This is a genomic window from Mesorhizobium sp. 113-3-3 (assembly GCF_016756495.1).
Taxonomy (GTDB): Bacteria; Pseudomonadota; Alphaproteobacteria; order Rhizobiales; family Rhizobiaceae; genus Mesorhizobium.
The window spans coordinates 3,766,029-3,787,711 of the sequence record NZ_AP023243.1 but is presented as its reverse complement, the minus strand read 5'-3'; the positions used below and the strand labels follow the sequence as shown (position 1 = coordinate 3,787,711).

Here is a 21,683-nt window from a genome sequence, read left to right as displayed (position 1 = left end):
GCGGATCAAGGTCGTCGACTAGGCTCGTACGCTACTCCGCCGGCTCCGCGCTCGCTCCCGGCAGGCCCGGCTTGCCCGCCTCTGACGGATTTCTCCGCACATAAGCCGCCTTCAGTGTCTCCGAGGTTTCGCGCGAACCGTCATGGCTCCAGCCGGGCGGCTTGATCAGGTAGTTCAGACGCTCGCCCAAAGTCAGTCCAGGCGCGAAGGCATCCCTGAACATGCCGATCCATTCGTGGAACGCCACTTTCAGCGGGTTGAAGGTGCCGAGATTCCTGACGATGCCGTAGCGCGGCCGGTCCTCTTCCAGCTCTTCGACGAAGGTGCCGAACATGCGATCCCAGATGATCAGCGTGCCGGCATAATTGGCGTCGAGATAGCGCGGGTTGGTGGCGTGGTGGACGCGGTGGTGCGAGGGCGTGTTGAAGATGAATTCGAACCAGCCCCACATCTTGCCGATGGTCTCGGTGTGGATCCAGAACTGCCAGACAAGGTTGAAGCCGAAGGTGAAGGCAATCACCGCCGGATGGAAACCGAGCAGCACCAGCGGCGCCTGCAGCACGAACATGAAGGTGAACAGGCCCGTCCAGCTCTGCCTGAGCGCCGTCGACAGATTGTAGTGCTGGCTGGAGTGATGGTTGACATGTTCGGCCCACACCCAGCGCACCCGGTGCGCGATGCGGTGATAGACATAGTAGCGCAAATCATCGAGCAGGAAAGCGGTGAGGAACACCCAGACCGACAGGCCGAGATTGAAGAATCGGAACTGCCACAGCCACAGCAGCGCCCAGTAGGAGACGACACCGAGCAGCAGCCCGGCGACGACATTGCCGGTGCCCATCATCAGGCTGGTCAGCGTGTCGCGCGTCTCGAACGAGCCTTTCGCGCGACCGGTGCGCACCAGCCAGAGCTCGATCAGGATGGCCGCGACAAAAAACGGAATGGCCAGCTGGGTGACCTGCGGAAAATCATAGCTGTCCATCACGCGGCCTCCTTGGTGGCATCTGACTGGCGGGCTTCAAGAGCCTTCCGCAAAGCTTGCGCATCACCGGCATTGGCGAAGCGGAAACGGCCGCCCTTCCAGGTAAAGTCCTTCAGCCCCATCAAAATAGTGCTCGTTTCTTCGGAACTGGACACCGAGACGTCCGCAGCGGTGACAATGCGCGTCAAAAAGCAGTCGCCGATGCTGTGGACGATGCCGACGCGCCCTCGTCCAAGGTGCAGGAACGCGGTCCTGGCATCCGCGGTCAGGTGGATTGCTCCAGCCGCTTCATCCGGAAAATCCTCGGCGAAACGGCGAAGCGCCTGATCCGGATCGATCAGCGTGGCCGTCTTGCTGCCGCCGGTGAAATGCACCGCGGCAACCGACAGCGCAATGCCAAGGACGACGATGGCGACCAGAACGGGCAAACTCATGGATTTCCTCCGCGCCGGCCTGTCGTCTTCAGCGACAGTTCCGGCGCGGCCGAATCCTTAGCACGATTGACGTTTACGTCAAAGTGCCGGCCAGCCCTTGCTCGCCCGCCGCAACAGCAGCCAGTGCCGGCGCAAGACCGACAGCCGCGCGACGCCGTCGAGCGGGGAATGGCGCGAGCCTTCCATCTTGTCGAGATAGGCGCGAGACAGCGCCAGCGGCAGGAATGCCGGGCGCAATGACGCCGGCAGTGCGGCAGCACCCAGCTCGAAAGCGGCAAGGTGTTCGCGTGCCAGCGCGGTCATCGCCGCCACCGCGCGCTGCGCTCCAGGCCCACCATCGCCGGCGACAAACTCCTCCGGCGACGACCCCGCCGCGGCCAGTATGTCGGCCGGGATGAAACACTGCCCGCGCTTGCGGTGCAGCGGTAGCAGAAGCAAAAGGCCGGTCATGGCCTGCGCGCAGCCCGCCCTGCCCGCCAGTTCGGCGAAGCGGGGCGCCTCGGCGGGATCGAGCACCATTGCCGCAAGCTGGATCAGCGCGGCCGCCGTCTCGCCGCAATAGCCCTCGAGATCGGTGCGCGACGGCATCGGATCGTCATAGAGATCGAAGATGCGCGCTTCGAGCATGTTGTCGAAGGCCAACTTGGGCAGGCGATAGCCGGAAATCGTCGCCTTCAGCGCGTCGGCGACGGGATGGCCGATGGCTGCATCCTCATTGTCGGCGGCGATGAGGTCACGCCACCATTGCAGCCGCACCTCGCCCGGCAACGCTTCATGGATGCGGTCGCGGATGCCGGCAATCTCGGCATTGAAAGCGTAGAGCGAAAACAGCGCGTCGCGCTTGTCGGCCGGTGCGTAGAGTGCCGTGAGGTAGCGGTCATGGTCGGCGGCGCGCACCGCATCCATGACGATTTCGGCATTTTGCGACATATCAATCGACGGCGATGAGCGCGGCGGCCACGGCGCGGTCTTCCGCCAGAAGGACATTGTAGGTCCGCACCGCGGCCCCCGTCGACATCGGGTCGGAGGCAATGCCCGCCTCTTTCAGCGCCGCCCGCAGCGCCGCCGGCAATGGCCGCAAATCCTTGCCCATGCCGACCAGCAAGATCTCGACCTTGTCGGCCTCGGCCAGAAGTTTTTCGAAATCCGCCACCGTCAGCGCTGAAGCGTCTGCCGGCTCCCAGCCATAGATGCCGGATGGCAGGCACAGCAGCGAGCCGCGATGCGACATGTCGGCAAAGCGGAACCCGCCATTGCCGTAGGCCTCGATCGGTGCGCGGCCGGGAAAATGCGCCTCGCGGATGACGATGCCTTTGCCGGTCACCACTCTGTCACACCCCTTCGGGGCCGCGCGTCAGGTCGCGACCGCCTTGCCGCCGTTGACCGGCTTCTCCTCGTCGGCCGAGGCCTGCGGCCGCAGCTTGAACAGGATCAGCAGCGGTGCGGCGATGAAGATCGACGAATAGGTGCCGAAGACAACGCCGAACAGCATCGCCATGGTGAAGGAGCGGATGACTTCGCCGCCGAACAGCACCAGCGCCAGCAAGGCCAGGATCGTCGTCACCGAGGTGAGCGTCGTTCGCGACAGCGTTTCGTTGATGGCATTGTTCAACAGCTGCGGCAGCGGCATTCGCTTGTATTTTCGCAGATCCTCTCGAACGCGGTCATAGACCACGATCGTGTCGTTCAGCGAATAGCCGATGATGGTCAGGATCGCCGCCAGCGACGACTGGTTGAATTCAAGCCCGGTTATGACGAAGAAGCCGAGCGTCATGACCACATCGTGCACCGTCGCCACGATGGCGCCGACCGCGAACTGCCACTCGAAACGGAACCAGACATAGACCAGGATGCCGATCAGCGCGACCAGCATGGCGATGGTGCCTTGCTTGGCGAGTTCTCCGGAAACCGTCGGGCCCACGACTTCGACACGGCGGAAATCATACTGGTCCTGCAGCTCGCCGCGCACCTTGTCGATGACGGTCTGCTCGGCATTCTCGCCGCCGTCCTGCGTGCCGACGCGGATCAGCACGTCGTTCGGCGCGCCGAACTGCTGCACCTGCACTTCGCCGATGTTGAGTTCGGTCAGCCTGGCGCGGATGTCGCCGAGATCAGCAGTGCCGCTCTTGGACTGCACCTCGATCATCGAGCCGCCCTTGAAGTCGATGCCGTAATTGATGTCGACCGTCATGAACAGCACGACAGACAGCACCGACAGAATGCTCGACAGCGCGAACGTCCAGCGGCGGATGCCCATGAAGGGGATCTTGGTGCCCGGCGGAATGAAGGTCACCGGCGCCTTCGGCAGTTCCTTCGGACGGGCGCGGCGCAGCCAGATCGACACCAGCAGGCGCGTGAAGGTGAAAGCGGTGAAGACCGTGGTCAGGATGCCGATGGCGTAGGTGATGGCAAAGCCCTTCACCGGGCCGGTGCCGAGATAGAACAGCACAACCGTGGCGATCAGCGAGGTGACGTTGGAATCGACGATGGTCGCCAGCGCCTTCGAGAAGCCGGTGTCGATCGCCTGGATCACCGAGCGGCCAAGCCGTCGTTCTTCACGGATACGTTCGTAGATCAGCACGTTGGAATCGACCGCCATGCCGATGGTCAGCACGATACCGGCAATGCCAGGCAAGGTCAGCGTCGCCCCAAGCAGCGACAACAGTCCGACAATCATCGCCACGTGCACCGCCAGCGCGATGTTGGCGAGGAAGCCGAGGAAGCCATAGGCGACGAACATGAAGGCAACGACGAGGATCGAACCGATGATGCCGGCGACCTTGCCGGCATGGATCGAATCCTGGCCAAGGCCCGGACCCACGGTACGCTCTTCGATGACCGTCAGCGTCGCCGGCAGCGCACCGGCTCGCAGAAGCACGGCGAGATCGTTGGCGCTCTGGGCGGTGAAATTGCCTGAAATCTGGCCGGTGCCGCCGAGGATCGGTTCACGGATCTGCGGCGCCGAGATCACCTGGTTGTCGAGGATGATGGCGAACAGCTTGCCGACATTCTGCGAGGTCGCCTGGCCGAAGCGGGCGGCGCCCTTCGAATCGAAGCGGAATGAAACCACCGGCTCGTTGTTCTGCGAATTGTAGGTCGCCTGCGCGTCGACCAGGTTTTCGCCCGAAACGATGACGCGGTTTTCGATCAGATACGGAACCGGCGGGTCGTCCTGGGAATAGAGCACCGAGGAGCCTGCGGGCGGACGCCCCTTGAGCGCGTCCTGCACCGGCATCGACTGGTCGACCATCTGGAAGGTCAGCTTCGCGGTCTGGCCGAGGATTTCTTTCAGCCGCTGCGGATCCTGCAGGCCAGGCACCTGGACGAGGATGCGGTCGTCGCCTTGCCGCTGCACGATCGGCTCGGTGGTGCCGAGTTCGTTGACGCGGCGCTCGACCACTTCGATCGACTGCGCCAATGCGGTCGACGTGCGGTATTTGATGCCGGCGTCGGTGACGGTGAACTTGAGCAGGCCCGGCTCGGAATCATCCAGCGCCATTTCCTGGATGGAGCCGCCGGTGAAGAGGCCGGCCGCGACCGGATCGGTCAAGGTCTTCAACGCCTTTTTTGCGGCATCGAGCTGGGCCGGGTCCGTGATGCGGACCTGCAAGGTCCGCCCGGTGCCGGCAAGGCCGGTATAGCCAATCTTGGCGTCACGCAGCAGTGTGCGGATTTCGTCGCGCGTCGTCTCCAGCCGATCCTTGATCAGATCGTTCTGGTTCATCTCCAGCAGGATGTGCGAACCACCCTGAAGATCGAGGCCGAGCGTCATCTGCCGCTTGGGCACCCAGCTCGGCAGCTGGGCCAACGTGCTGGCGGGGAACAGATTGGGCGCGGCGAGGATCACTGTGATGGCAACGGCCACCCAGATCAGGATCATCTTGAAGCGCGAAAAATACAGCATATGGCGTCGTCCGTCAGAGCGTGTCCGCGGATCGCTCCGCCTGAAATTGGGTTACTTCTTGGCGTTCTGGTTGGCGACTGGTTCGCCCTTGACGCGCACATCGGCAATGGTCGAGCGCAGCGCAGTCACCTTGGTGCCACCGCCGAGGTCGATCTCGAGCTCGTTGTCGTCGATCACCTTCGTCACCTTGCCGACGAAACCGCCGCCGGTAACCACCGTGTCGCCGCGACGGACCGCCGCCAGCATCTCGCCGCGCTTCTTCAGCTGCGTGCGCTGCGGGCGGATGATCAGAAAATACATGATCACGAAAATCAGGACAAACGGCAAAATGCTGATGAACATATCGGGAGAGGCGCCGCCAATGCCTTGGGCGTATGCCGGTGTCACGAACATCGAGGTACTCCTGAATTTTGAAAAACAGCCGCCAAACCGAGTGCTGTGGAATTTGGCGGCTCCGTGAAATTTGGCCGGAATATAGTCGGTAAAGTTGTCAATGCAACTGCGCGACCGACCAAATCGGCTGCTTTTCCGGCCTGTTCGCCCGTGTTAGAGCATGATCGCGAAAAGCGAGAGCCGGTTTACAGAAAAGATCACGCTCGAACAAAAGGTTGGGACCGGTTTCGAACCCGACGGATTCGAACGTGTCCCAGCTGCCCACCCCAGGAAACGAGCCAAAAGACCTGAAATGACCGACAGCACCATCGACGCCCTCAACAAGAAACTTGACCGCCTGATCGACGCTGTCGGCCGCCTCGCCCCACCGCCGGTGCCTGAAACCGACCTCGCAGAGGCCGAGTGCTTCGTCTGGCAGGCCGATCCCGGCTATCTGGAGCCGGTGCGCAAGGTCAACCGCGTCGACATCGGCCTGATCCGCGGCGTCGACCGTGTCCGCGACATCCTGGTCGACAACACAGAGCGCTTCGCCGCCGGCTTTGCCGCCAACAATGTGCTGTTGTGGGGCGCGCGCGGCATGGGCAAATCGTCGCTGGTCAAGGCTGTGCACGCCGAGATCAACGCCAGGGCCAAATCCGACCTGCCGCTCAAGCTGATCGAAATCCACCGTGAGGATATCGACACGCTGCCGAAGCTGATGGGTCTGCTGAAGGCCGCGCCCTTCCGCGTGATCCTGTTCTGCGACGACCTGTCCTTCGATCATGACGACACCTCCTACAAGTCGCTGAAGGCAGCGCTCGAAGGCGGCGTCGAGGGCCGCCCGGCCAATGTCATCTTCTACGCCACCTCGAACCGGCGCCATCTGTTGCCGCGCGACATGATCGACAATGAGCGCTCGACCGCCATCAACCCGTCCGAAGCGGTCGAGGAGAAGGTCTCGTTGTCCGATCGGTTCGGGCTTTGGCTCGGCTTCCACAAATGTTCGCAGGACGAGTATCTCGAGATGATCAACGGCTATGCCAGCCATCACGGCCTCGACATCGACCCCGAGCAGTTGCGTGCCGAGGCGCTGGAGTGGGCGACGACGCGCGGCAGCCGCTCGGGCCGCGTCGCCTGGCAGTTCACGCAGGATCTGGCCGGCCGGCTTGGCAAGCCGCTCAAGGATTGAGGCGTGTCACTTGGGCGGCTGCGCCCGCCGCACGTCGCGCGGCGTCTGGCCGATCTCGCGGCGCATCCAATGCGCCAGATGTGACTGGTGCGCAAAGCCCGTCAACTCCGCAACCTCGCTGGTGCTGAGATCGCCTTGCCGCAGCAGGAGGCGCGCGCGTTCGACGCGGCGTCGCAACACGTAGCGGTGCAGGGTGACGCCCGTCGCCACCTTGAACCATGTCCGCAAGTGCGAGCTGCTCGCGCCCGCAACCCGGGCCAGTCGATCGATCGAGAGCGGCTCGTGGAGAGCGGTCTCAATGTGCTCCAGCACGCGCTTGAGCTGGACATCCGGCAAGCGGTTCGTTCGATTGATGTCTATATCATCCAGGCTGAGCAGCCTGACCGCGAGCGCGGCGCCAATGCTGTCTGCAAACAAAGAGCCACTCGGCGCGCCTGCATCGAGGTCGCTATGCAGTGCGCGAGCGAGATGTTCGATGCGCTGGTCACGAAGCAGATGGCGGGTGTCGAGCCGCGATACCGACCCCCTGCCGCCAAGTTCTGCCGCCACCCTTTCCATCAAGGCCGGCTGCAAGACGATCTCGACCGTATCGAACGGAGTTTCAGCCTCGAAACCGCCCTCCTCGCCGGCCGGCACCAGGTCGATATCGCCGGCGCGCCTGACGAAATAACGCCCGACCTGATTGCAGTAGGAGCGTGTCGCCGCGCTTGCGTGGACCATGATGCGATGGTGCGGCGCCCGCGGCAGGCGGTGGACACCCGCATCGATATGCCGGGAGATCATCGCCACGTCGGATAGGGATCGGGCCGGAGCGGATTGTGGACGCATGCTCTCTCGATTCGTGGCGAAACCTGCTCAAGATTTGGCAATTCCCGCGCGATTTTCAATGCCGCGAAGCTGTACGCACGCCTCTCCATCAAGCTTGGAAGAGAGGTTGCCATGAGTTTCTATGTTGTCGTCGGCGCGGGCCCGGTTGGTCGCGAGACCGCGCGTCTTCTCAGTGAAGAAGGACATGAAGTCGTTCTCACCAGCCGAAGCATCGGTTCGAACGTTTTGCCGAACGTGCGGACCATACAGGCCGATGCCACGGATGCCTCGGAACTGTCGCGAATCTGCCGAGGCGCCGACGCCATCTTCATGTGCGCCATGGCGGCATATGATCGCTGGCCGACCGACTTTTTCCCCATCATCGACGGCACCGTGCGCGCGGCCGAAGCGGTCGGCGCCAAGCTCATCGTGCTCGGAAACCTCTATGGTTATGGAGAAAACGCCGATAGCCCGCTTCGCTGCGATCTGCCCCTGAACCCGACTTCGAGGAAGGGAACCGCCAGGACGATCATGTGGCAGCGGGCGGTTCGTGCCGACGTGCCGGCGCTCGAAATACGCTCCAGCGACTATCTCGGACATGGCGCGATCAGCTATTTCTCGCTGATCGCCCTGCCCTCCATCATCGACGGCAAACCTACCGCCTTCATCGGAGACCTCGACGCAACCCATGCCTGGAGCTTCACCAGGGACGTCGCGAGCACACTGGTCGCGGCGGCCAGCTACAAGGGTGAATGGGACCGGGCATTTCACGTTCCCTCGCAGTACGCCTCACCCCGGGAGCTCATCCAGAAAACCGCGGCGATGCTCGCACGAGAGGTTTCGGGGATACGTTCCTATTCCGCCTCCGAGATGGAATCCCTGGGCATGCATGAGGCTGTCGAGATGAGCTACCTCTTCGAGAGCCCCTTGCTGGTTGACGCCTTCGACACTGAGGCGCTGCTGGGCGTCAAAGCCAGCAGCCTCGAGGAGATGATCGCCGACACGCTCCGCGATCATCTGTGAACCGGGCGGGCGGGCTTTTGCACAAACTGAAAAAGCCCGCTCCTTGCGGAACGGGCTGAGCCGGCGGGCCGGACTGGAGGTCAGACGGCCCGCAAATCGCTTTTTTTGTTCTATTCGAGATAGGTCGAGGGATCGACCGGCGCCGAGTTCTTGCGCACTTCGAAGTGCAGCTTCGGCGAGTCCGTCGTGCCGCTCATGCCCGAGAGCGCGATCTCCTGGCCGCGCTTGACCTTCTGGCCGCGCTGCACCTCGATCGAGCTGGCATGACCGTAGACGGTGACCAGGCCGTTCTCGTGGCGCACCAGCACCGTATTGCCGAATTCCTTGAGCCCGTCGCCGGCGTAGATGACGACGCCATTCTCGGCCGCCTTGATCGGCGTGCCCGAGGGCACGGCGATGTCGACGCCGTCCTTGCCGGACCCGAAACCGGAGATCACCCGGCCGCGCACAGGCCAGCGCATCTTGCCGATACCCGTGGCATCGGGCGCCACCGCTTCGTCGTCCTCGGCCTGCTGGATAACCTTCGCGTCCTTCTTCGGCGGCGTGTAGGACGCCAGCGTTTCCGACGGGGTGGTCTTTGCCGGAGGCTGCGTGGTTGCAGTGGTCACCGGGTCGACCTTCGCCGGCTTGGCACTGGCGACCGTGGCGGTTCCGCCGGCCGGTACCTTCAGGGTCTGGCCGATCTTGAGCAAGCCGTCCTTCATGTCATTGGCCTGCTTCAGCGCAACGACGCCAACGCCGGTCTTCCTGGCGATCGAGGACATCGTGTCACCCGACTGGACCGTATAGGTGCCGGGGGCGCCAGTTGCCTTGGCGACCTGCGCCAGCTTGGGCTCCTTGGGCTGGCTCGCGGCTGCCGAAGCATCGACCTGCGCGGCGGCCTTGCCCTCCTTGAGCTTGGGCTGCTGCGGCAGGACGGCGACCTTGTCCGGCGCGGTGGCCGGCAAATCGTGCTTGCCGTCCTTCGCGGGCCCGTCCTTCAACTGCTTGGCGTCGGCGACCTTCGGCTCCGCCTTGCTCGAATAGGCATAGGCCGGGATGACGATCTTCTGGCCGGTCTTCAGCCCCTTGGTCGGGCTGAGACCATTCACCTTCATGATGACATCGGCCGGCACCTTGTAATGTGCGGCCAGGCCGGAAATGGTCTCGCCGTCCCTGACGACGATTTCGGTCGCGTGCGGCCTGCCCGCCTCGGCCACCTTCGGCGCGTCGGCCATCTTGGGCGCATCAGGTTGGGCATTCTTGAACGGCTTGGCGGCCGGTTCGACAGTGCCGGTCGTCGTCCTGTCGACATGAGGAGCAGGTCGAACCATGGCGGGAGCCGTTGCGACACGCACCGGATTGGCGGCAGGCGCGAGCGCCGGCGCGGACTGCGCCTGGGCTGATGCGGGCGGCGGCAAAGGCCGGCTCGAAACCGGTTCGAGGCTGGAGCGGCTGACCGATTGCGTGTGGCTGCCGTCGAGCGGCGCGGCCGAAACATCGCCCGGATAGGGCTGCGCGGCATCCTGCTTGTTGATGATGGCGCGCTGATTGTTGGTCGAGGAAGTGAAGACGTCGTCGACACTGTTGAACCGCGAAGCCTGGGAACTGCACCCGGCGGCCGCGCCTGCAATCATGAGAACAGCGCAGCCCCGCGCCAGATTGCGACTGTTTGCCTTCAAAACACTGAGTTGCATCGCACTAACCCGCACAAACGCTGCACCAACTGAGACAGGATTAAAGCGCGTTAATGTTACCGGGCGGTTAACCCATTAGAATCCGACGAAAATTTTCTTAAAACATTTGGGGATAGCTGGCGGCAGGGATCATCAGGTCGAACAGGTGTTCGACCGCGAACCAATACTGTGCCGAAAACTAGATGATCGCCGCGACGCTGCGCAGGATCGGCTGCAGCCGCACGAGGCCGATATCCTCGCGCTCGAAACGGCTTCCGACCTTGGTGAGCTTGGCAAGCACCTGCTCGCCCTCCTCCGGCCCGATCGGCGCGATGACGATGCCGCCGCTCGACAGCTGGTCGAGCAGGAAGCGCGGCAGGCTGTCGAAGGCGGCCCAGGCGACGATGCGGTCGAACGGCCCTTCGGCAGGCAGGCCGCCGGAGCCGTCCGCCTGGCGCACGATGACATTGCCGATGCCCAGCGCCTCAAAGCGCTGCCTGGCTTGCTCCACCAGCGTCTTGTAGCGGTCGATGGTGACGATCCGCGCCGCCAGCCGCGACATCACCGCCGCCGTATAACCGGAGCCGGTGCCGATCTCGAGCACGCGGTTTCCCGATTCGATGGCAAGGGCCGCGATCACCGCCGCCTGCATGTCGGCGCCTTCGATCGCCTCGCCGCATTCGATCGGCAGCATGCGGTCGGACCAGGCGAGCTGGTGGAAGTGGGCCGCCAGGAAGCCGCGCCGCGGCGTTGCCTCGAAAGCCGCGATCAGCGCCTTCGGCACGGTGCCCCTGCCGCGCAGGCGCAACAGGAAAGCGGCAAATCCTTCGCGGTCATCGATTGGCAGGTTCATGCAAGCGCCTTGCTCAGCTGGTCACGGATCTCATGCGCGGTGAGGTCGAGCTGCAACGGCGTCACCGACACCAGACGGTTGCGCAGCGCATGGAGGTCGGTGCCTTGCTTGCCCTCGACCGGCTCGCGGCCGAAGCGCAACCAGTAGTAAGGCAGGCCGCGCCCGTCGCGGCGCTCGTCGACCCACAGGCTGTGCACGAGTTTGCCTTGCATGGTGACCACCGTGCCGGCGACCTCTTCAGGAAGGCAGTTCGGAAAATTGACGTTGAGCAGCACGCCGTCCGGGAGCGGCGTCGCAACGAGCTTCTTCAGCAGCGCCGGCGCCAGCGCCTCGGTGGTCTCGTAGGGGACGATGCGGTCCTCGCCGACATACGAATAGCCCTGGCTCAGCGCGATCGAACGGATACCGAGCAGCGCGCCTTCCATGGCGCCGGCGACGGTTCCCGAATAGGTCACGTCATCGGCGATGTTGGCGCCGGAATTGATGCCGGACAGGATCAGGTCGGGCGCGCCGGGCAGGATCTTCTTGACGCCCATGATGACGCAATCGGTCGGCGTGCCGCGCACGGCAAAATGCTTCTCGCCGATCTTGCGCAGCCGCAACGGCTCCGAGATCGAAAGCGAATGCGCATAGCCGGACTGGTCCTGCTCCGGCGCCACCACCCAGACATCGTCGGAGAGCGTACGGGCGACGCGCTCGAGCGACGCCAGGCCCTCGGCATGAATGCCGTCGTCATTGGTGAGAAGAATGCGCATTACTTCGCTTCGATCTTTGCCAGACCGCCCATGTAAGGCCGCAGCACTTCAGGAATCGTTACGCTGCCGTCTTCGTTCTGGTAGTTTTCGATGACGGCAATCAGCGCACGGCCGACGGCGGTGCCCGAACCGTTGAGCGTGTGGACGAAGCGGTTGCCCTTGCCGTCCTTGTCCTTGTAGCGGGCGTCCATGCGGCGCGCCTGGAAATCGCCGCAGACCGAGCAGGACGAGATTTCGCGATAGGCATTCTGGCCGGGCAGCCAGACCTCGATGTCGTAGGTCTTGCGCGCGCCAAAACCCATGTCGCCGGTGCACAGCACCATGGTGCGGAACGGCAGTTCCAGCCGCTTCAGCACTTCCTCGGCGCATTGCGTCATGCGTTCATGCTCGGCCAGCGAAGAGTCCTGGTCGGTGATCGACACCAGCTCGACCTTGTAGAACTGGTGCTGGCGCAGCATGCCGCGCGTGTCGCGCCCACCTGAGCCTGCCTCCGAACGGAAACACGGCGTCAGCGCGGTATAGCGCAGCGGCAGTTTTTCATGCGCGGTGATTTCCTCGCGCACCAGGTTGGTGAGCGGCACTTCGGCGGTGGGGATCAGGCCAAGCCTGCCCTCCCCGTGCGGCGTGAAGAACAGGTCCTCCTCGAATTTCGGCAGCTGGTTGGTGCCGAAAAGCACCTCATCGCGCACCATCAGCGGCGGGATCACTTCCTCATAGCCGTGCTCGGTCGTGTGGAGGTCGAGCATGAACTGGCCGATGGCGCGTTCCATCCGCGCCAAGCCGCTCTTCAGCACGGTGAAGCGTGAGCCCGACAGCTTCGCCGCCCGCTCGAAATCCATCATGCCGAGCGCTTCGCCAACTTCGAAATGCTCCTTCACCCAGTTCGGCCGCGTGGGCACCTTGCCGACGATGTGTTTGACGACATTGTCGTGTTCGTCCTTGCCGACAGGCACGTCGTCGAGCGGCACATTGGGCAGCACCGCAAGCGCGTCGTTCAGCGCCTTGTCGAGCTCGCGTTCGCGCGCCTCGCCATTCTGGATGAAGGTTTTTATATCGCCGACTTCGGCCTTCAATTTTTCGGCAAGGGCGGCGTCGCCCGAACGCATGGCGTTGCCGATCTCCTTCGAGGCGGCGTTGCGGCGCTCCTGCTTGGTCTGCAGCTCGGTGACGTGTTCGCGCCGCGCCTCATCCCTGGCGATCAAATCATCGACCGTGGACTGCGCCTCAGCCGTCGACCAAGAGCGCTTGGCCAGCGCCTCGACTAGGGCCTTCGGGTTGTCGCGAATCCATTTGATGTCAAGCATGGTTTTAACGTCCTCAAAGCTAGGCTAGAGGGGCGTAAACCGCATCCTTGATCGATGCAAGATGAGGCTGGGCGGCGGTTGTCGTTTTCCGCCGCTGCTGACGGCTTACGAGGCAGCCGGCGCCGGCGGCTCGTCCGGCGTCTTGTCCGCCACGGTCTCCCCGGCTTCCTGCTTCTCGCGCGCAAGGCGCTCGCGCTCCTGGCTGCGCTCGATCCACCGCGCGGCCCAGATGGCGACCTCGTAGAGCAGGATGGTCGGGATGGCCAAACCGATCTGGCTCATCGGATCGGGGGGCGTCAGCACGGCGGCGACGACGAAGGCGATGACGATCGCCCATTTGCGCTTCTCGGCCAGCGCCTTGGACGACAGCATGCCGACGCGCGTCATCAGGCTGGTCACCACCGGCAGCTGGAACACCAGGCCGAAGGAGAAGATCAGCGTCATGATCAGGCTGAGATATTCCGACACTTTCGGCAGCAGCGAAATCTGCACCTGATCGTCCGTGCCGGCCTGCTGCATGGCGAGGAAGAACCACATCACCATCGGGGTGAAGAAGAAATAGACCAGTGAGGCGCCCATCAGGAACAGGATGGGCGATGCGATCAGGAACGGCAGGAAGGCGTTGCGCTCGTTCTTGTAGAGACCGGGCGCGATGAATTTGTAGATCTGCGTGGCGATCAGCGGAAAGGCGATGACCATGCCGCCGAACATGGCGAGCTTGACCTGCGTGAAGAAGAATTCCTGCGGCGCGGTGTAGATCAGCTCGACCTTGTGCGGATCGAGACCCGCCCACTTGGTCGCCCATTTGAAGGGAACGACCAGAAGGTTGAACAGCTTCTTGGCAAAGAAGAAGCATACCAGGAAGGCGACGAAAAAGCCGCCGAGCGACCAGATCAGCCGCCGGCGCAGCTCGATGAGATGCTCGATCAGCGGCGCCGACGATTTTTCGATCTCGTCCTTTTCCTTGTCCGAAACGCTCACTTGGCGGCTCCAGCCGTCTTCTTGGCCGCCGGCTTCTTCACTGGCGCGGGTTTCGGTTCGGCTTTCGCCATGGTCTTTCCAGCAGTCGCCTTGGCAGCGGTATTCTTCACTGAGGCGGCGGCAGGCTTTGCTGCCGACGCCTTCGCAGGCGTCTTGGACGCGGATGCGGCTTTTGCCGTCGCCACCGGCGCGGCCTTTGCCGTCGCCGCCTTCGCCGGAGCCTTTGCTGTCGGCGAGGCCTTGGCCGCCTTCTTCGCGGCAGATGCCTTCGGCGCCACGGCAGGTTCCGTGGAGGCCGTCACCACCGATTCATCGGTCATGGCCGGGAAAATCGGCGTCGGCGCTGCGGCTCCCGCCGCACTGACGCCAGGCATTTCCGTTGCGGCGTTCTTCAACGGCTCGGCCGCCTGTGGCGTCGAAGCGGCGGGCGTTGCCGGATCGGCGGCTGGCTTCGGCTTCATCGCCTGGTCGACGCCGGCGCGCACATCGGCGGCCGCCTGCTCGAACGGGTTGAGCTGTTTCCTGATCTCGGCAACGGGGCTCAAGCCCCTGAGTTCGTCGACCGACTTCTTGACGTCGTCGAGTTCGGCTTCCTTCAGCGCTTCGTTGAACTGTTTCTGGAAGTCGGCGGCCATCGAGCGCAGCTTCGCCGTCGTGCGGCCGAAGGTGCGCAGCATATTGGGCAAATCCTTCGGCCCGACGACCACGATCATGACGATCGCGATCACCAGCATTTCGGTCCAGCCGACTTCAAACATGGCACTCTGTTCCGACTAGAACTTTTTGGCTCAGCTCTTGCTGGCTTTTTCCTTCACGGCCGAAACGGTCTCGTCGGCACGGTGTTCGACGGTGCGCTTGTCGTCGGCGACGTCGTCGTCCGCCATGCCCTTCTTGAAGCTCTTGATGCCTTTGGCCATGTCGCCCATCAGCTCGGGAATCTTGCCGCGGCCGAAAACCAGCAGCACGATCACCAGCACGATCATCCAGTGCCAAATCGAAAATGAACCCATAGCAAATCTCTCTCGAATGTTTTCCCTGGCGATGATCTATGCGTTTTCGCGTTGGGATTCAAACACAACAGCGACAGAGTTTATGAAAGGGTGACGGATGTCACGCTTTTTCGACTCGCTGGCCCGCTACCAATCGGCGCATCTACGACCTATCGGAGCGCTTGGACAGAGGCCGGCAGGTCAATCTTCCGTGACGCGCGGCGTCAGCAGACCTAGTTCCTCGAGATCGATGTCAGTCAGCGGATCCTCGTCCTCGGTCAGCGCGTCGGGATCGGCCGGCGGCTGCGGGATGGAGAAATTCGACGGCATGCGCCCCGAGAGCAGGCCCGCCCCCTTCAGTTCTTCCATTCCGGGAAGATCGCGGATTTCCTCGAGTGCGAAATGGTCGAGGAAGGTTTCGGTGGTGCCATAGGTTACGGGACGACCGGGCGTCTTGCGGCGGCCGCGCATGCGCACCCATTCCGTCTCGAGCAGCGTGTCCAGCGTGCCCTTCGACGTCTCGACACCGCGGATGTCCTCGATCTCGGCGCGCGTCACCGGCTGGTGATAGGCGATGATCGCCAGCACCTCGAGCGCCGCGCGCGAAAGCTTGCGCTGCTGCACCGTGTCGCGGCTCATCAGGAAGGCGAGGTCACCGGCGGTGCGGAACGCCCAGGCGTCGCCGACCCGCACCAGATTGACGCCGCGCCGTGCATAGACCTGCTGCAGCTCGGCCATCGCCAGGGCAACGTTGATGCCGTCGGGGAGGCGCGCGGCAAGCTGCTTTTCGCTGACGGGTTCGGCGCTGGCGAACACGATCGCCTCGGCCATGCGCACGGCCTCCGCCATATGCAGGCGCTCGGCCGGATTCTGCGCCGGGTTCTCTGCCGAGGCCTGGTCGAGCTCGCCTTCCAGTTCATCGTCCACCTTGAAGGGGATAACCGAAGCGTTGGCGCGTTCGCTCATGATGCCACCTCGACTGCCTTGATTGCCGGAGCGCGGTGATCGCGCAGATAGATCGGCGCGAACACCTCGTCCTGCCGCAGATCCATCTTGCGCTCGCGCACCAGTTCCAGTGTCGCCGCGAACGAGCTGGCGATCGCCGTACGCCGCTCTTCCGGGCTGGTCATGTATTGGATGAGGAAGCTGTCCAGGGCGGTCCAGTCACGCAGCGAGCCGATCAGCCGGGTCAGGATGTCGCGCGCGTCCTTGAGCGACCACACGCCTCGTCTGGCGATCGTCACATTGGTGATCGCCTGCTTCTGCCGCTGCTGGGCATAGGCGGTCAGGAGATCGTAGAGCGACGCCGAATAGGCGTTGCGCTTCTCGATGATGACCATTTCGGGCATGCCGCGCGCGAACACGTCGCGCCCGAGCCGGTTGCGGTTGACCAGGCGCGCCGCCGCATCGCGCATGGCTTCCAGCCGCTTCAGCCGGAATTGCAACACGGCCGCCAGTTCCTCGCCGCTTTCGCCCTCTTCACCTGGCTGCTTGGGGATCAACAGCTTCGACTTGAGGAAGGCGAGCCACGCCGCCATCACCAGATAGTCGGCCGCAAGTTCGAGCCGCAGCGCCCTCGCCGTCTCGACAAACGCCAGATACTGCTCGACCAGCGCCAGGATGGAGATGCGCGCCAGGTCGACCTTCTGGGTGCGGGCAAGGTGCAGGAGCAGATCGAGCGGGCCTTCGAAACCGGCCACGTCGACGACCAGCGACGGGTCGCCGGTGACGCGTGAATCGTCATTCTCGGCCCACAGGCGGTCCATCGGTGCGGCCTTCGCGGCCTTGCTTTCCAACGTTTCCGCCACTGCCTTTGTCACTTCCCTTGGTTAGGCCACCGCATCGAAATAGGTGGCAAATTCAGCGCGTATCTCGGTTTCCTCGGCCGCGTCGCGTTTCCTTATATAGGTCAGCGCCCGCTTTGCACGCTCCAGCGACTTGCCCTCAAGCCCCGTGGTGCGCGACGCAATGCCCGCCATCTCCTCGAAAACGCCGTTGCAGTGAAGGACCAGATCGCAGCCCGCCGCAAGGATCGACGCCGCCTTTGTCGGGAAATCCCCAGAAAGTGCCTTCATCGAGGTGTCGTCGCTCATCAGGAGCCCGTCAAAGCCGATGTCGCGGCGGATGATCTCGTCGATGACCTTGCCTGACGTCGTCGCCGGGTTCTTGGGGTCGATGGCGCTGTAGACCACATGCGCCGTCATCGCCATCGGCAGGTCGTTGAGCTCCCTGAACGGGGCAAAGTCATGTCGTTGCAGATCGCTGAGCGAGGCATCGACCGTTGGCAGTTCGAAATGCGTGTCGGCAAAGGCCCTGCCATGACCGGGGATGTGCTTCATCACAGGCAGCACGCCGCCCGACATCAGGCCCTCTGCGGCGGCCCGGCCGAGTTCGATGACCGCGCGCGGCTCCTTGCCGTAGGCGCGCGCGCCGATGACGTCGCTGGCGCCTTCGATCGGCACGTCGAGCACCGGCAGGCAATCCGCGGTGATGCCGTAGCGCAGCAGGTCGAAGGCGTGCAGGCGCGCCATCAGCCAGGCAGCACGGGCGCCGGCGTCGTGATCGTCGCGCCACAGCGCGCCAAGCGCCCCGCCCGCCGGATAGTTCGGCGCCAGCGGCGGCCGCAGGCGTTGCACCCGGCCACCTTCCTGGTCGATGAACACCAGCGCGTCCGGCCGCCCGATGCAGTCGCGCATCTCGGCGACGAGATCGCGGATCTGCTCGGTCTCGCCGATGTTGCGGGCAAACAGGATGAAGGCCCACGGGCATTCATTGCGATAGAAATTGATTTCTTCGCGGGTGAGCGATTTCCCGGCGCAGCCGAGGATCATGGATTTTGATTCGGTCATGTCAGGAGTCTAGGGCTTCACGCGGCCGAAGGGAATCGTCTCGGGAAACATGCGTCAAACCACGGGATATGCTTCCACATGAAAAAGTCAGGCATGTGAAAGGTCAGGCACATGAAAAAGCCGGCGCGACCTTGGGCCGCGCCGGCTTTGAACAGTTGAACGTCGTCTAGCGCGAGACGAAGCAGTTGCCGCCGGCAGCCTTGTAGCTGGTGCACAGATTAATGGCATCGTTGCGCGACTGGGCAACGACCCGGACGCGGTAGAACGTGCCCTTGCCGGCAATCTCGGCCTTGACGATGTTGGCGGTGCGGCCGGCAAGCACGCTGCCATAGCGGCGCTGCAGGTCCTGGTAGGTCGACTGGGCGCTTTCCACCGTCGGCTGCGAAGCAACCTGCATCGACCACGAACCGCTACCGGTCGCCGTCGTTGCCGGGTCGATGGACGCGACCTGGTCGGGCTTGACCTCGCCGACGACATCGACCGGCTGGTCGGACGGACGCTGCGGCGCGATCGCAACCTTGGCCGGCGTGTTGGCCGACTGCGCCTTGGCCGGTTTGGCCGCCGGCTTGAGGGCCGGTTCATCGCCCGACTGGGCCACGGCGGGCGCAACCGTGCCGGTCTGGTCTGCATCGGCCTGCGCCGACGGTGCAGCGACATGCTGCGGCGCCGGATCGCTCGGCTCGGCGGCCGCCACCTGCGGTGCGGCCGGCGTCGGATCCTCGCGCGGCACCAGCGAGCCATCCGATTTGACCACCATCGTCCTCACCTTGCGCGGCGCGACGGCGACGACATCGTTGTTGGTGCCCTTGTCGGTATCCTGCAGCACCTGCGCGATGCGGTCCTCGGACTTGGGCGCGGGCGCCGCATTGTCAGCCTGGGTTGCATTGCCGGCCGGAGCCGTATTGCCAGCCGGCGCGGCACTTGCGGTCGGCGCGGCATTGCCGTCATCACCAACGGTAGCACCCTGGCCAGCGGAAAGATCGATGGCGCGGGCCGGGTCCTTGGCCTGCACATCCACAGGGACCTCGGTGTTGGTGACAAGCTTCTGCTGCACCGGCTCGGCCGGCTTCGCGCCCTTGACCACCGCGTCATAGACCTTGTTGTCCTGGTTCGGCACCACGGTGCCGCCCGGATTTTCCGGCTTGACCTTGATCGGCGAATTGTCAGCCTTGACGATGACAGGCGCTTCGCTGCCGCCCTTGCCGCCGAAAGACAGCGCAAAGGCGCCAAGACCGCCTGCGACGGCCACGGCACCGACGATCGCGGCGATAAACAGGCCGCGGCGGCCCGACGGCCTCGCGGCTTCCCGTTCGCCGAGACCCGGAACGGCCATTGCTTCGTCCAGCTCGGGATCATAATCGAGTTCATCGACGGTGAAATCGTCGGCCTGCGAGACCGGCTGGCTGCCGGGCAGATTGTCGAGATCGAAGCCATCGGCGGCGTCGGCATAGCCGGTGTTCGCCGCGGCGCGCGCGGGCATTTCCGCCGGCCGAGCCGCATAGGTACGCGCTTCCGGCTGATAGGCCGGTTTGACCCCGTCATATGCCGGCTTGGGTTCTTCATAGGCCGGCGCCTGGTAGCCCTGATTGAACCCGCCATTGAAGGCTTCATCGGCATAGGCAGCGCTGCTTGCGGGCGCGGCGGGAGCAGGCGCGACCTCCACCGAATTCATTTCCGTCAGCAGGCTGGCGAACTCGGCGTCGAGGTCGTCATAACCTGTTGCGGCCGGTTCATCTTCCTCGAAATGCAGTTCCGGAATGTCGAGATCGTCCGCCAGCGCCACGACGCGCTCCGGCACATCGACCGTTTCGACATCAGGCACCTCGTCGTAGCGCGAGGACTGGCGCGGCTGCGGTGCGGATACCGGCGCTGCATAGGGAGCTGCCGCAACCGGCTCAGGCGCGCGGTAGGACGGCACGACGGCCACCGCAGGGGCAACATCAGGCTCGGCGGGCCTGGCCGCCATCGAAGCGGACGGCTGCGCGGCGAATGCCGGGTGCTGGGGAACCGGTGTCACGCGGCTCCACGAACGGGTCGGCTCGCTCGGCGCGGAGCGCTCGGCCAGCCAATCGAGGGAATCGGCCTGATCCTGGCGGGAAGCTGCCTCGTCGCGCGGATCGAGATTGCTGGCCAAGGCCGCATCGAACGCATCATCGTCGAAATCGATGTCGCCATGATCGGCAGCATCCGCGCCCATATCCTGGCCCTGAAGCTCATCGAGCAGCAGATCGTCGAGATCGGCATCGGCAGCGGCGCTGGAGGCATGCAGATCCTCGGTCGCCTGTTCGTCGAGATCCCAGTCGAGATCGCCGACAAGATCGGCCGGTTCCTCGGCGGCCTTCGCAGGCGCGGCAGCATATGGAGCAGCATACGGCTGAACGGGAGCGGCAACCGGCTGAGCCACAACGGGCTGAGCGGCGACGGGCTCCTTGGCCGACGGCTGCGTGCGTGCCGTCATGGCGCCCAGAAGCGCATTCAACTCGTCTTCGAGGCTGCGTTCGTCCGCCACGGGGGCCGGCGCCGGCTCAGCCATGATGGCTGCCGGCGTCGCCGGAGCTATCGGCTGGACCGCGGCGGCTGCGACCTCGGCGACCGGCTCTTCGGCAGGCTCGGCAAACGCATCGTCCAGGTTCAGATCGAAAGAATCATCCGAAACGGCTTCGGGGTTCGAGAACTCGCCCCTCGTGCCCACGGCATCGGCGAGCACTTCGTGCGCTTCTGCCGCATCAAAGGCCACCGGCTCGTCCGCCTGAATGTCAAAATCCATATCGACATCCGCCATGGCGGCCTCGAAGCGACCGTCGAAATCGTCGTCGGAAATCGCCTCAGCCTCGTGCGCGGCGGCCAGCACCGGCTCCGGATAGTCGACCGCGACCGCAGCCACGGGGCGCTGATCAGCCGAATGGCCGTCCAGCATCAGCTCGTCTTCGAGCGAAAACGCGGCCGCATCGTCGAATTCGTGCTCGGGGGCCGGCTCGGCAGCCATCGGCACTTCGGCAACGGCATGCTGGGCCTCGACGGCCTCGTCCTCGACGGCATGGTCCTCGATGTGGAAGTCCTGATCGAGCGACGCGGCAAGTTCGTCATCCATCCGCAGATCGTCCTCGAAGGGCGAAACGTCCTCGAGCGAACTGGCAACGGCATTGTCGAAATCAGCGTCGAAGGCGGGCTCGACGGATGGCGCGGCTTCGGCAGCGCCGGTATCGGCACGGCCGGCAACGAGCCCCTGCTCGTCGGCACCCGTGAAGTCCAGATGGAAATCGTCGTCTAGCGACAACGCAAGGTCGTCGTCCTGCGCCGGAGCGGCCGCCGTTTCGAATGCCGGCTCATGAGCCTCGACAACCGGAGTCGCCACGCTGTCGCCAGCGTCGAACTCGCCCATCAGCTCCTTTTCGAGGTCGATGTCGAAATCGTCCTCTTGCACGGGCTGGCTGGCGGCAGCGACCTGCGGTTCGACCCGCGCCTGCTGCTTGACCGGCTGGCGTGGGTCGAATCCCATGATCCTGGTCAGTTCCGCGAACGGATCATCGTCAGCGATGTCGTTGTTGTCGGCTACTCTCAGCTGGGTTCTGTCTGCCATTATTGT

General features: G+C 64.1%; 20 protein-coding genes. 2 read left to right on the top strand and 18 right to left on the bottom strand.

Annotation, left to right across the window (positions count from 1 at the left end; translation table 11 throughout):
• Positions 1-31: 31 nt before the first annotated feature.
• From JG746_RS18440 to yajC, 6 genes are all read right to left on the bottom strand, one after another.
• Positions 32-982, bottom strand: coding sequence for a sterol desaturase family protein (locus JG746_RS18440; protein ID WP_202354103.1), 951 nt, complete (start codon positions 980-982; stop codon positions 32-34).
• Entirely contained in the window at positions 982-1,416 is a 435-nt protein-coding gene (locus JG746_RS18435; RefSeq protein WP_202354102.1) for a hypothetical protein, read from the bottom strand. Before JG746_RS18435 ends, JG746_RS18440 begins: the two co-directional genes overlap by 1 nt.
• 78 nt (positions 1,417-1,494) lie before the next feature.
• A complete protein-coding gene (locus JG746_RS18430) occupies positions 1,495-2,346 on the bottom strand; it encodes a phytoene/squalene synthase family protein (RefSeq protein ID WP_202354101.1) in 852 nt (283 codons plus the stop codon).
• A 1-nt stretch (position 2,347) separates the two neighbouring features.
• Positions 2,348-2,743 (bottom strand): Mth938-like domain-containing protein, encoded by a 396-nt coding sequence (locus JG746_RS18425; protein WP_202354100.1) that lies wholly within the window; start codon positions 2,741-2,743, stop codon positions 2,348-2,350.
• 27 nt (positions 2,744-2,770) lie between these two features.
• Positions 2,771-5,320, bottom strand: a complete 2,550-nt coding sequence (secDF, locus tag JG746_RS18420; protein WP_202354099.1) for a protein translocase subunit SecDF — start codon at positions 5,318-5,320, stop codon at positions 2,771-2,773.
• A gap of 51 nt (positions 5,321-5,371) precedes the next feature.
• Positions 5,372-5,713, bottom strand: a complete 342-nt coding sequence (yajC, locus tag JG746_RS18415; RefSeq protein WP_010909882.1) for a preprotein translocase subunit YajC — start codon at positions 5,711-5,713, stop codon at positions 5,372-5,374.
• Positions 5,714-6,005: 292 nt separating this feature from the next.
• Between yajC and JG746_RS18410 the strand changes: the two genes are divergently transcribed.
• Entirely contained in the window at positions 6,006-6,881 is an 876-nt protein-coding gene (locus tag JG746_RS18410; protein ID WP_202354098.1) for an ATP-binding protein, read from the top strand.
• Between the two features lie 6 nt (positions 6,882-6,887).
• On the opposite strand, the gene JG746_RS18405 is transcribed toward JG746_RS18410, so the two are convergent.
• Positions 6,888-7,709 carry an AraC family transcriptional regulator gene (locus tag JG746_RS18405; RefSeq protein ID WP_202354097.1) on the bottom strand — a complete coding sequence of 274 codons (822 nt, stop codon included), beginning with the start codon at positions 7,707-7,709 and terminating at the stop codon, positions 6,888-6,890.
• 111 nt (positions 7,710-7,820) lie between these two features.
• On the opposite strand from JG746_RS18405, the gene JG746_RS18400 reads away from it, so the two are divergent.
• On the top strand, positions 7,821-8,711 hold the full coding sequence (locus JG746_RS18400; RefSeq protein WP_202354096.1) for an NAD-dependent epimerase/dehydratase family protein: 891 nt from the start codon (positions 7,821-7,823) through the stop codon (positions 8,709-8,711).
• Positions 8,712-8,821: 110 nt separating this feature from the next.
• On the opposite strand, the gene JG746_RS18395 is transcribed toward JG746_RS18400, so the two are convergent.
• From JG746_RS18395 to JG746_RS18345, 11 genes are all read right to left on the bottom strand, one after another.
• Positions 8,822-10,387 (bottom strand): peptidoglycan DD-metalloendopeptidase family protein, encoded by a 1,566-nt coding sequence (locus JG746_RS18395; RefSeq protein ID WP_202354095.1) that lies wholly within the window; start codon positions 10,385-10,387, stop codon positions 8,822-8,824.
• A 178-nt stretch (positions 10,388-10,565) separates the two neighbouring features.
• The gene (locus JG746_RS18390) at positions 10,566-11,219 is read right to left on the bottom strand and encodes a protein-L-isoaspartate(D-aspartate) O-methyltransferase (protein ID WP_202354094.1); all 654 of its coding nucleotides are present in this window, start codon (positions 11,217-11,219) and stop codon (positions 10,566-10,568) included.
• Positions 11,216-11,974, bottom strand: coding sequence for a 5'/3'-nucleotidase SurE (surE, locus tag JG746_RS18385; RefSeq protein ID WP_202354093.1), 759 nt, complete (start codon positions 11,972-11,974; stop codon positions 11,216-11,218). Before surE ends, JG746_RS18390 begins: the two co-directional genes overlap by 4 nt.
• Positions 11,974-13,278 carry a serine--tRNA ligase gene (serS, locus tag JG746_RS18380; protein ID WP_202354092.1) on the bottom strand — a complete coding sequence of 435 codons (1,305 nt, stop codon included), beginning with the start codon at positions 13,276-13,278 and terminating at the stop codon, positions 11,974-11,976. Before serS ends, surE begins: the two co-directional genes overlap by 1 nt.
• Before the next feature lie 105 nt (positions 13,279-13,383).
• Complete coding sequence (tatC, locus tag JG746_RS18375; RefSeq protein WP_202354091.1) at positions 13,384-14,259, bottom strand: twin-arginine translocase subunit TatC; 876 nt, start codon at positions 14,257-14,259, stop codon at positions 13,384-13,386.
• Positions 14,256-15,017: a Sec-independent protein translocase protein TatB gene (tatB, locus tag JG746_RS18370; protein WP_202354090.1), complete on the bottom strand. Its 762-nt coding sequence runs from the start codon at positions 15,015-15,017 to the stop codon at positions 14,256-14,258. The genes tatC and tatB overlap by 4 nt, the downstream gene beginning before the upstream one ends.
• Positions 15,018-15,047: 30 nt before the next feature.
• Positions 15,048-15,269: a twin-arginine translocase TatA/TatE family subunit gene (locus tag JG746_RS18365; RefSeq protein ID WP_010909892.1), complete on the bottom strand. Its 222-nt coding sequence runs from the start codon at positions 15,267-15,269 to the stop codon at positions 15,048-15,050.
• Positions 15,270-15,449: 180 nt separating this feature from the next.
• On the bottom strand, positions 15,450-16,214 hold the full coding sequence (gene scpB, locus JG746_RS18360; protein WP_202354089.1) for an SMC-Scp complex subunit ScpB: 765 nt from the start codon (positions 16,212-16,214) through the stop codon (positions 15,450-15,452).
• On the bottom strand, positions 16,211-17,014 hold the full coding sequence (locus tag JG746_RS18355) for a segregation and condensation protein A (RefSeq protein WP_027046916.1): 804 nt from the start codon (positions 17,012-17,014) through the stop codon (positions 16,211-16,213). The genes scpB and JG746_RS18355 overlap by 4 nt, the downstream gene beginning before the upstream one ends.
• A gap of 63 nt (positions 17,015-17,077) precedes the next feature.
• A complete protein-coding gene (nagZ, locus tag JG746_RS18350) occupies positions 17,078-18,097 on the bottom strand; it encodes a beta-N-acetylhexosaminidase (protein WP_095790978.1) in 1,020 nt (339 codons plus the stop codon).
• Between the two features lie 166 nt (positions 18,098-18,263).
• Entirely contained in the window at positions 18,264-21,677 is a 3,414-nt protein-coding gene (locus JG746_RS18345; RefSeq protein WP_202354088.1) for an SPOR domain-containing protein, read from the bottom strand.
• Positions 21,678-21,683 lie beyond the last annotated feature (6 nt).

Coding starts and splice junctions, on each gene's coding strand:
- JG746_RS18435 (WP_202354102.1), bottom strand. CDS start 1,416: ATGAGTTTGCCCGTTCTGGTCGCCATCGTCGTCCTTGGCATTGCGCTG.
- secDF (WP_202354099.1), bottom strand. CDS start 5,320: ATGCTGTATTTTTCGCGCTTCAAGATGATCCTGATCTGGGTGGCCGTT.
- JG746_RS18365 (WP_010909892.1), bottom strand. CDS start 15,269: ATGGGTTCATTTTCGATTTGGCACTGGATGATCGTGCTGGTGATCGTG.
- serS (WP_202354092.1), bottom strand. CDS start 13,278: ATGCTTGACATCAAATGGATTCGCGACAACCCGAAGGCCCTAGTCGAG.
- JG746_RS18405 (WP_202354097.1), bottom strand. CDS start 7,709: ATGCGTCCACAATCCGCTCCGGCCCGATCCCTATCCGACGTGGCGATG.
- surE (WP_202354093.1), bottom strand. CDS start 11,974: ATGCGCATTCTTCTCACCAATGACGACGGCATTCATGCCGAGGGCCTG.
- JG746_RS18345 (WP_202354088.1), bottom strand. CDS start 21,677: ATGGCAGACAGAACCCAGCTGAGAGTAGCCGACAACAACGACATCGCT.
- yajC (WP_010909882.1), bottom strand. CDS start 5,713: ATGTTCGTGACACCGGCATACGCCCAAGGCATTGGCGGCGCCTCTCCC.
- scpB (WP_202354089.1), bottom strand. CDS start 16,214: ATGAGCGAACGCGCCAACGCTTCGGTTATCCCCTTCAAGGTGGACGAT.
- JG746_RS18395 (WP_202354095.1), bottom strand. CDS start 10,387: ATGCAACTCAGTGTTTTGAAGGCAAACAGTCGCAATCTGGCGCGGGGC.
- JG746_RS18355 (WP_027046916.1), bottom strand. CDS start 17,014: ATGGACCGCCTGTGGGCCGAGAATGACGATTCACGCGTCACCGGCGAC.
- JG746_RS18400 (WP_202354096.1), top strand. CDS start 7,821: ATGAGTTTCTATGTTGTCGTCGGCGCGGGCCCGGTTGGTCGCGAGACC.
- nagZ (WP_095790978.1), bottom strand. CDS start 18,097: ATGACCGAATCAAAATCCATGATCCTCGGCTGCGCCGGGAAATCGCTC.
- JG746_RS18390 (WP_202354094.1), bottom strand. CDS start 11,219: ATGAACCTGCCAATCGATGACCGCGAAGGATTTGCCGCTTTCCTGTTG.
- JG746_RS18430 (WP_202354101.1), bottom strand. CDS start 2,346: ATGTCGCAAAATGCCGAAATCGTCATGGATGCGGTGCGCGCCGCCGAC.
- JG746_RS18410 (WP_202354098.1), top strand. CDS start 6,006: ATGACCGACAGCACCATCGACGCCCTCAACAAGAAACTTGACCGCCTG.
- JG746_RS18440 (WP_202354103.1), bottom strand. CDS start 982: ATGGACAGCTATGATTTTCCGCAGGTCACCCAGCTGGCCATTCCGTTT.
- tatB (WP_202354090.1), bottom strand. CDS start 15,017: ATGTTTGAAGTCGGCTGGACCGAAATGCTGGTGATCGCGATCGTCATG.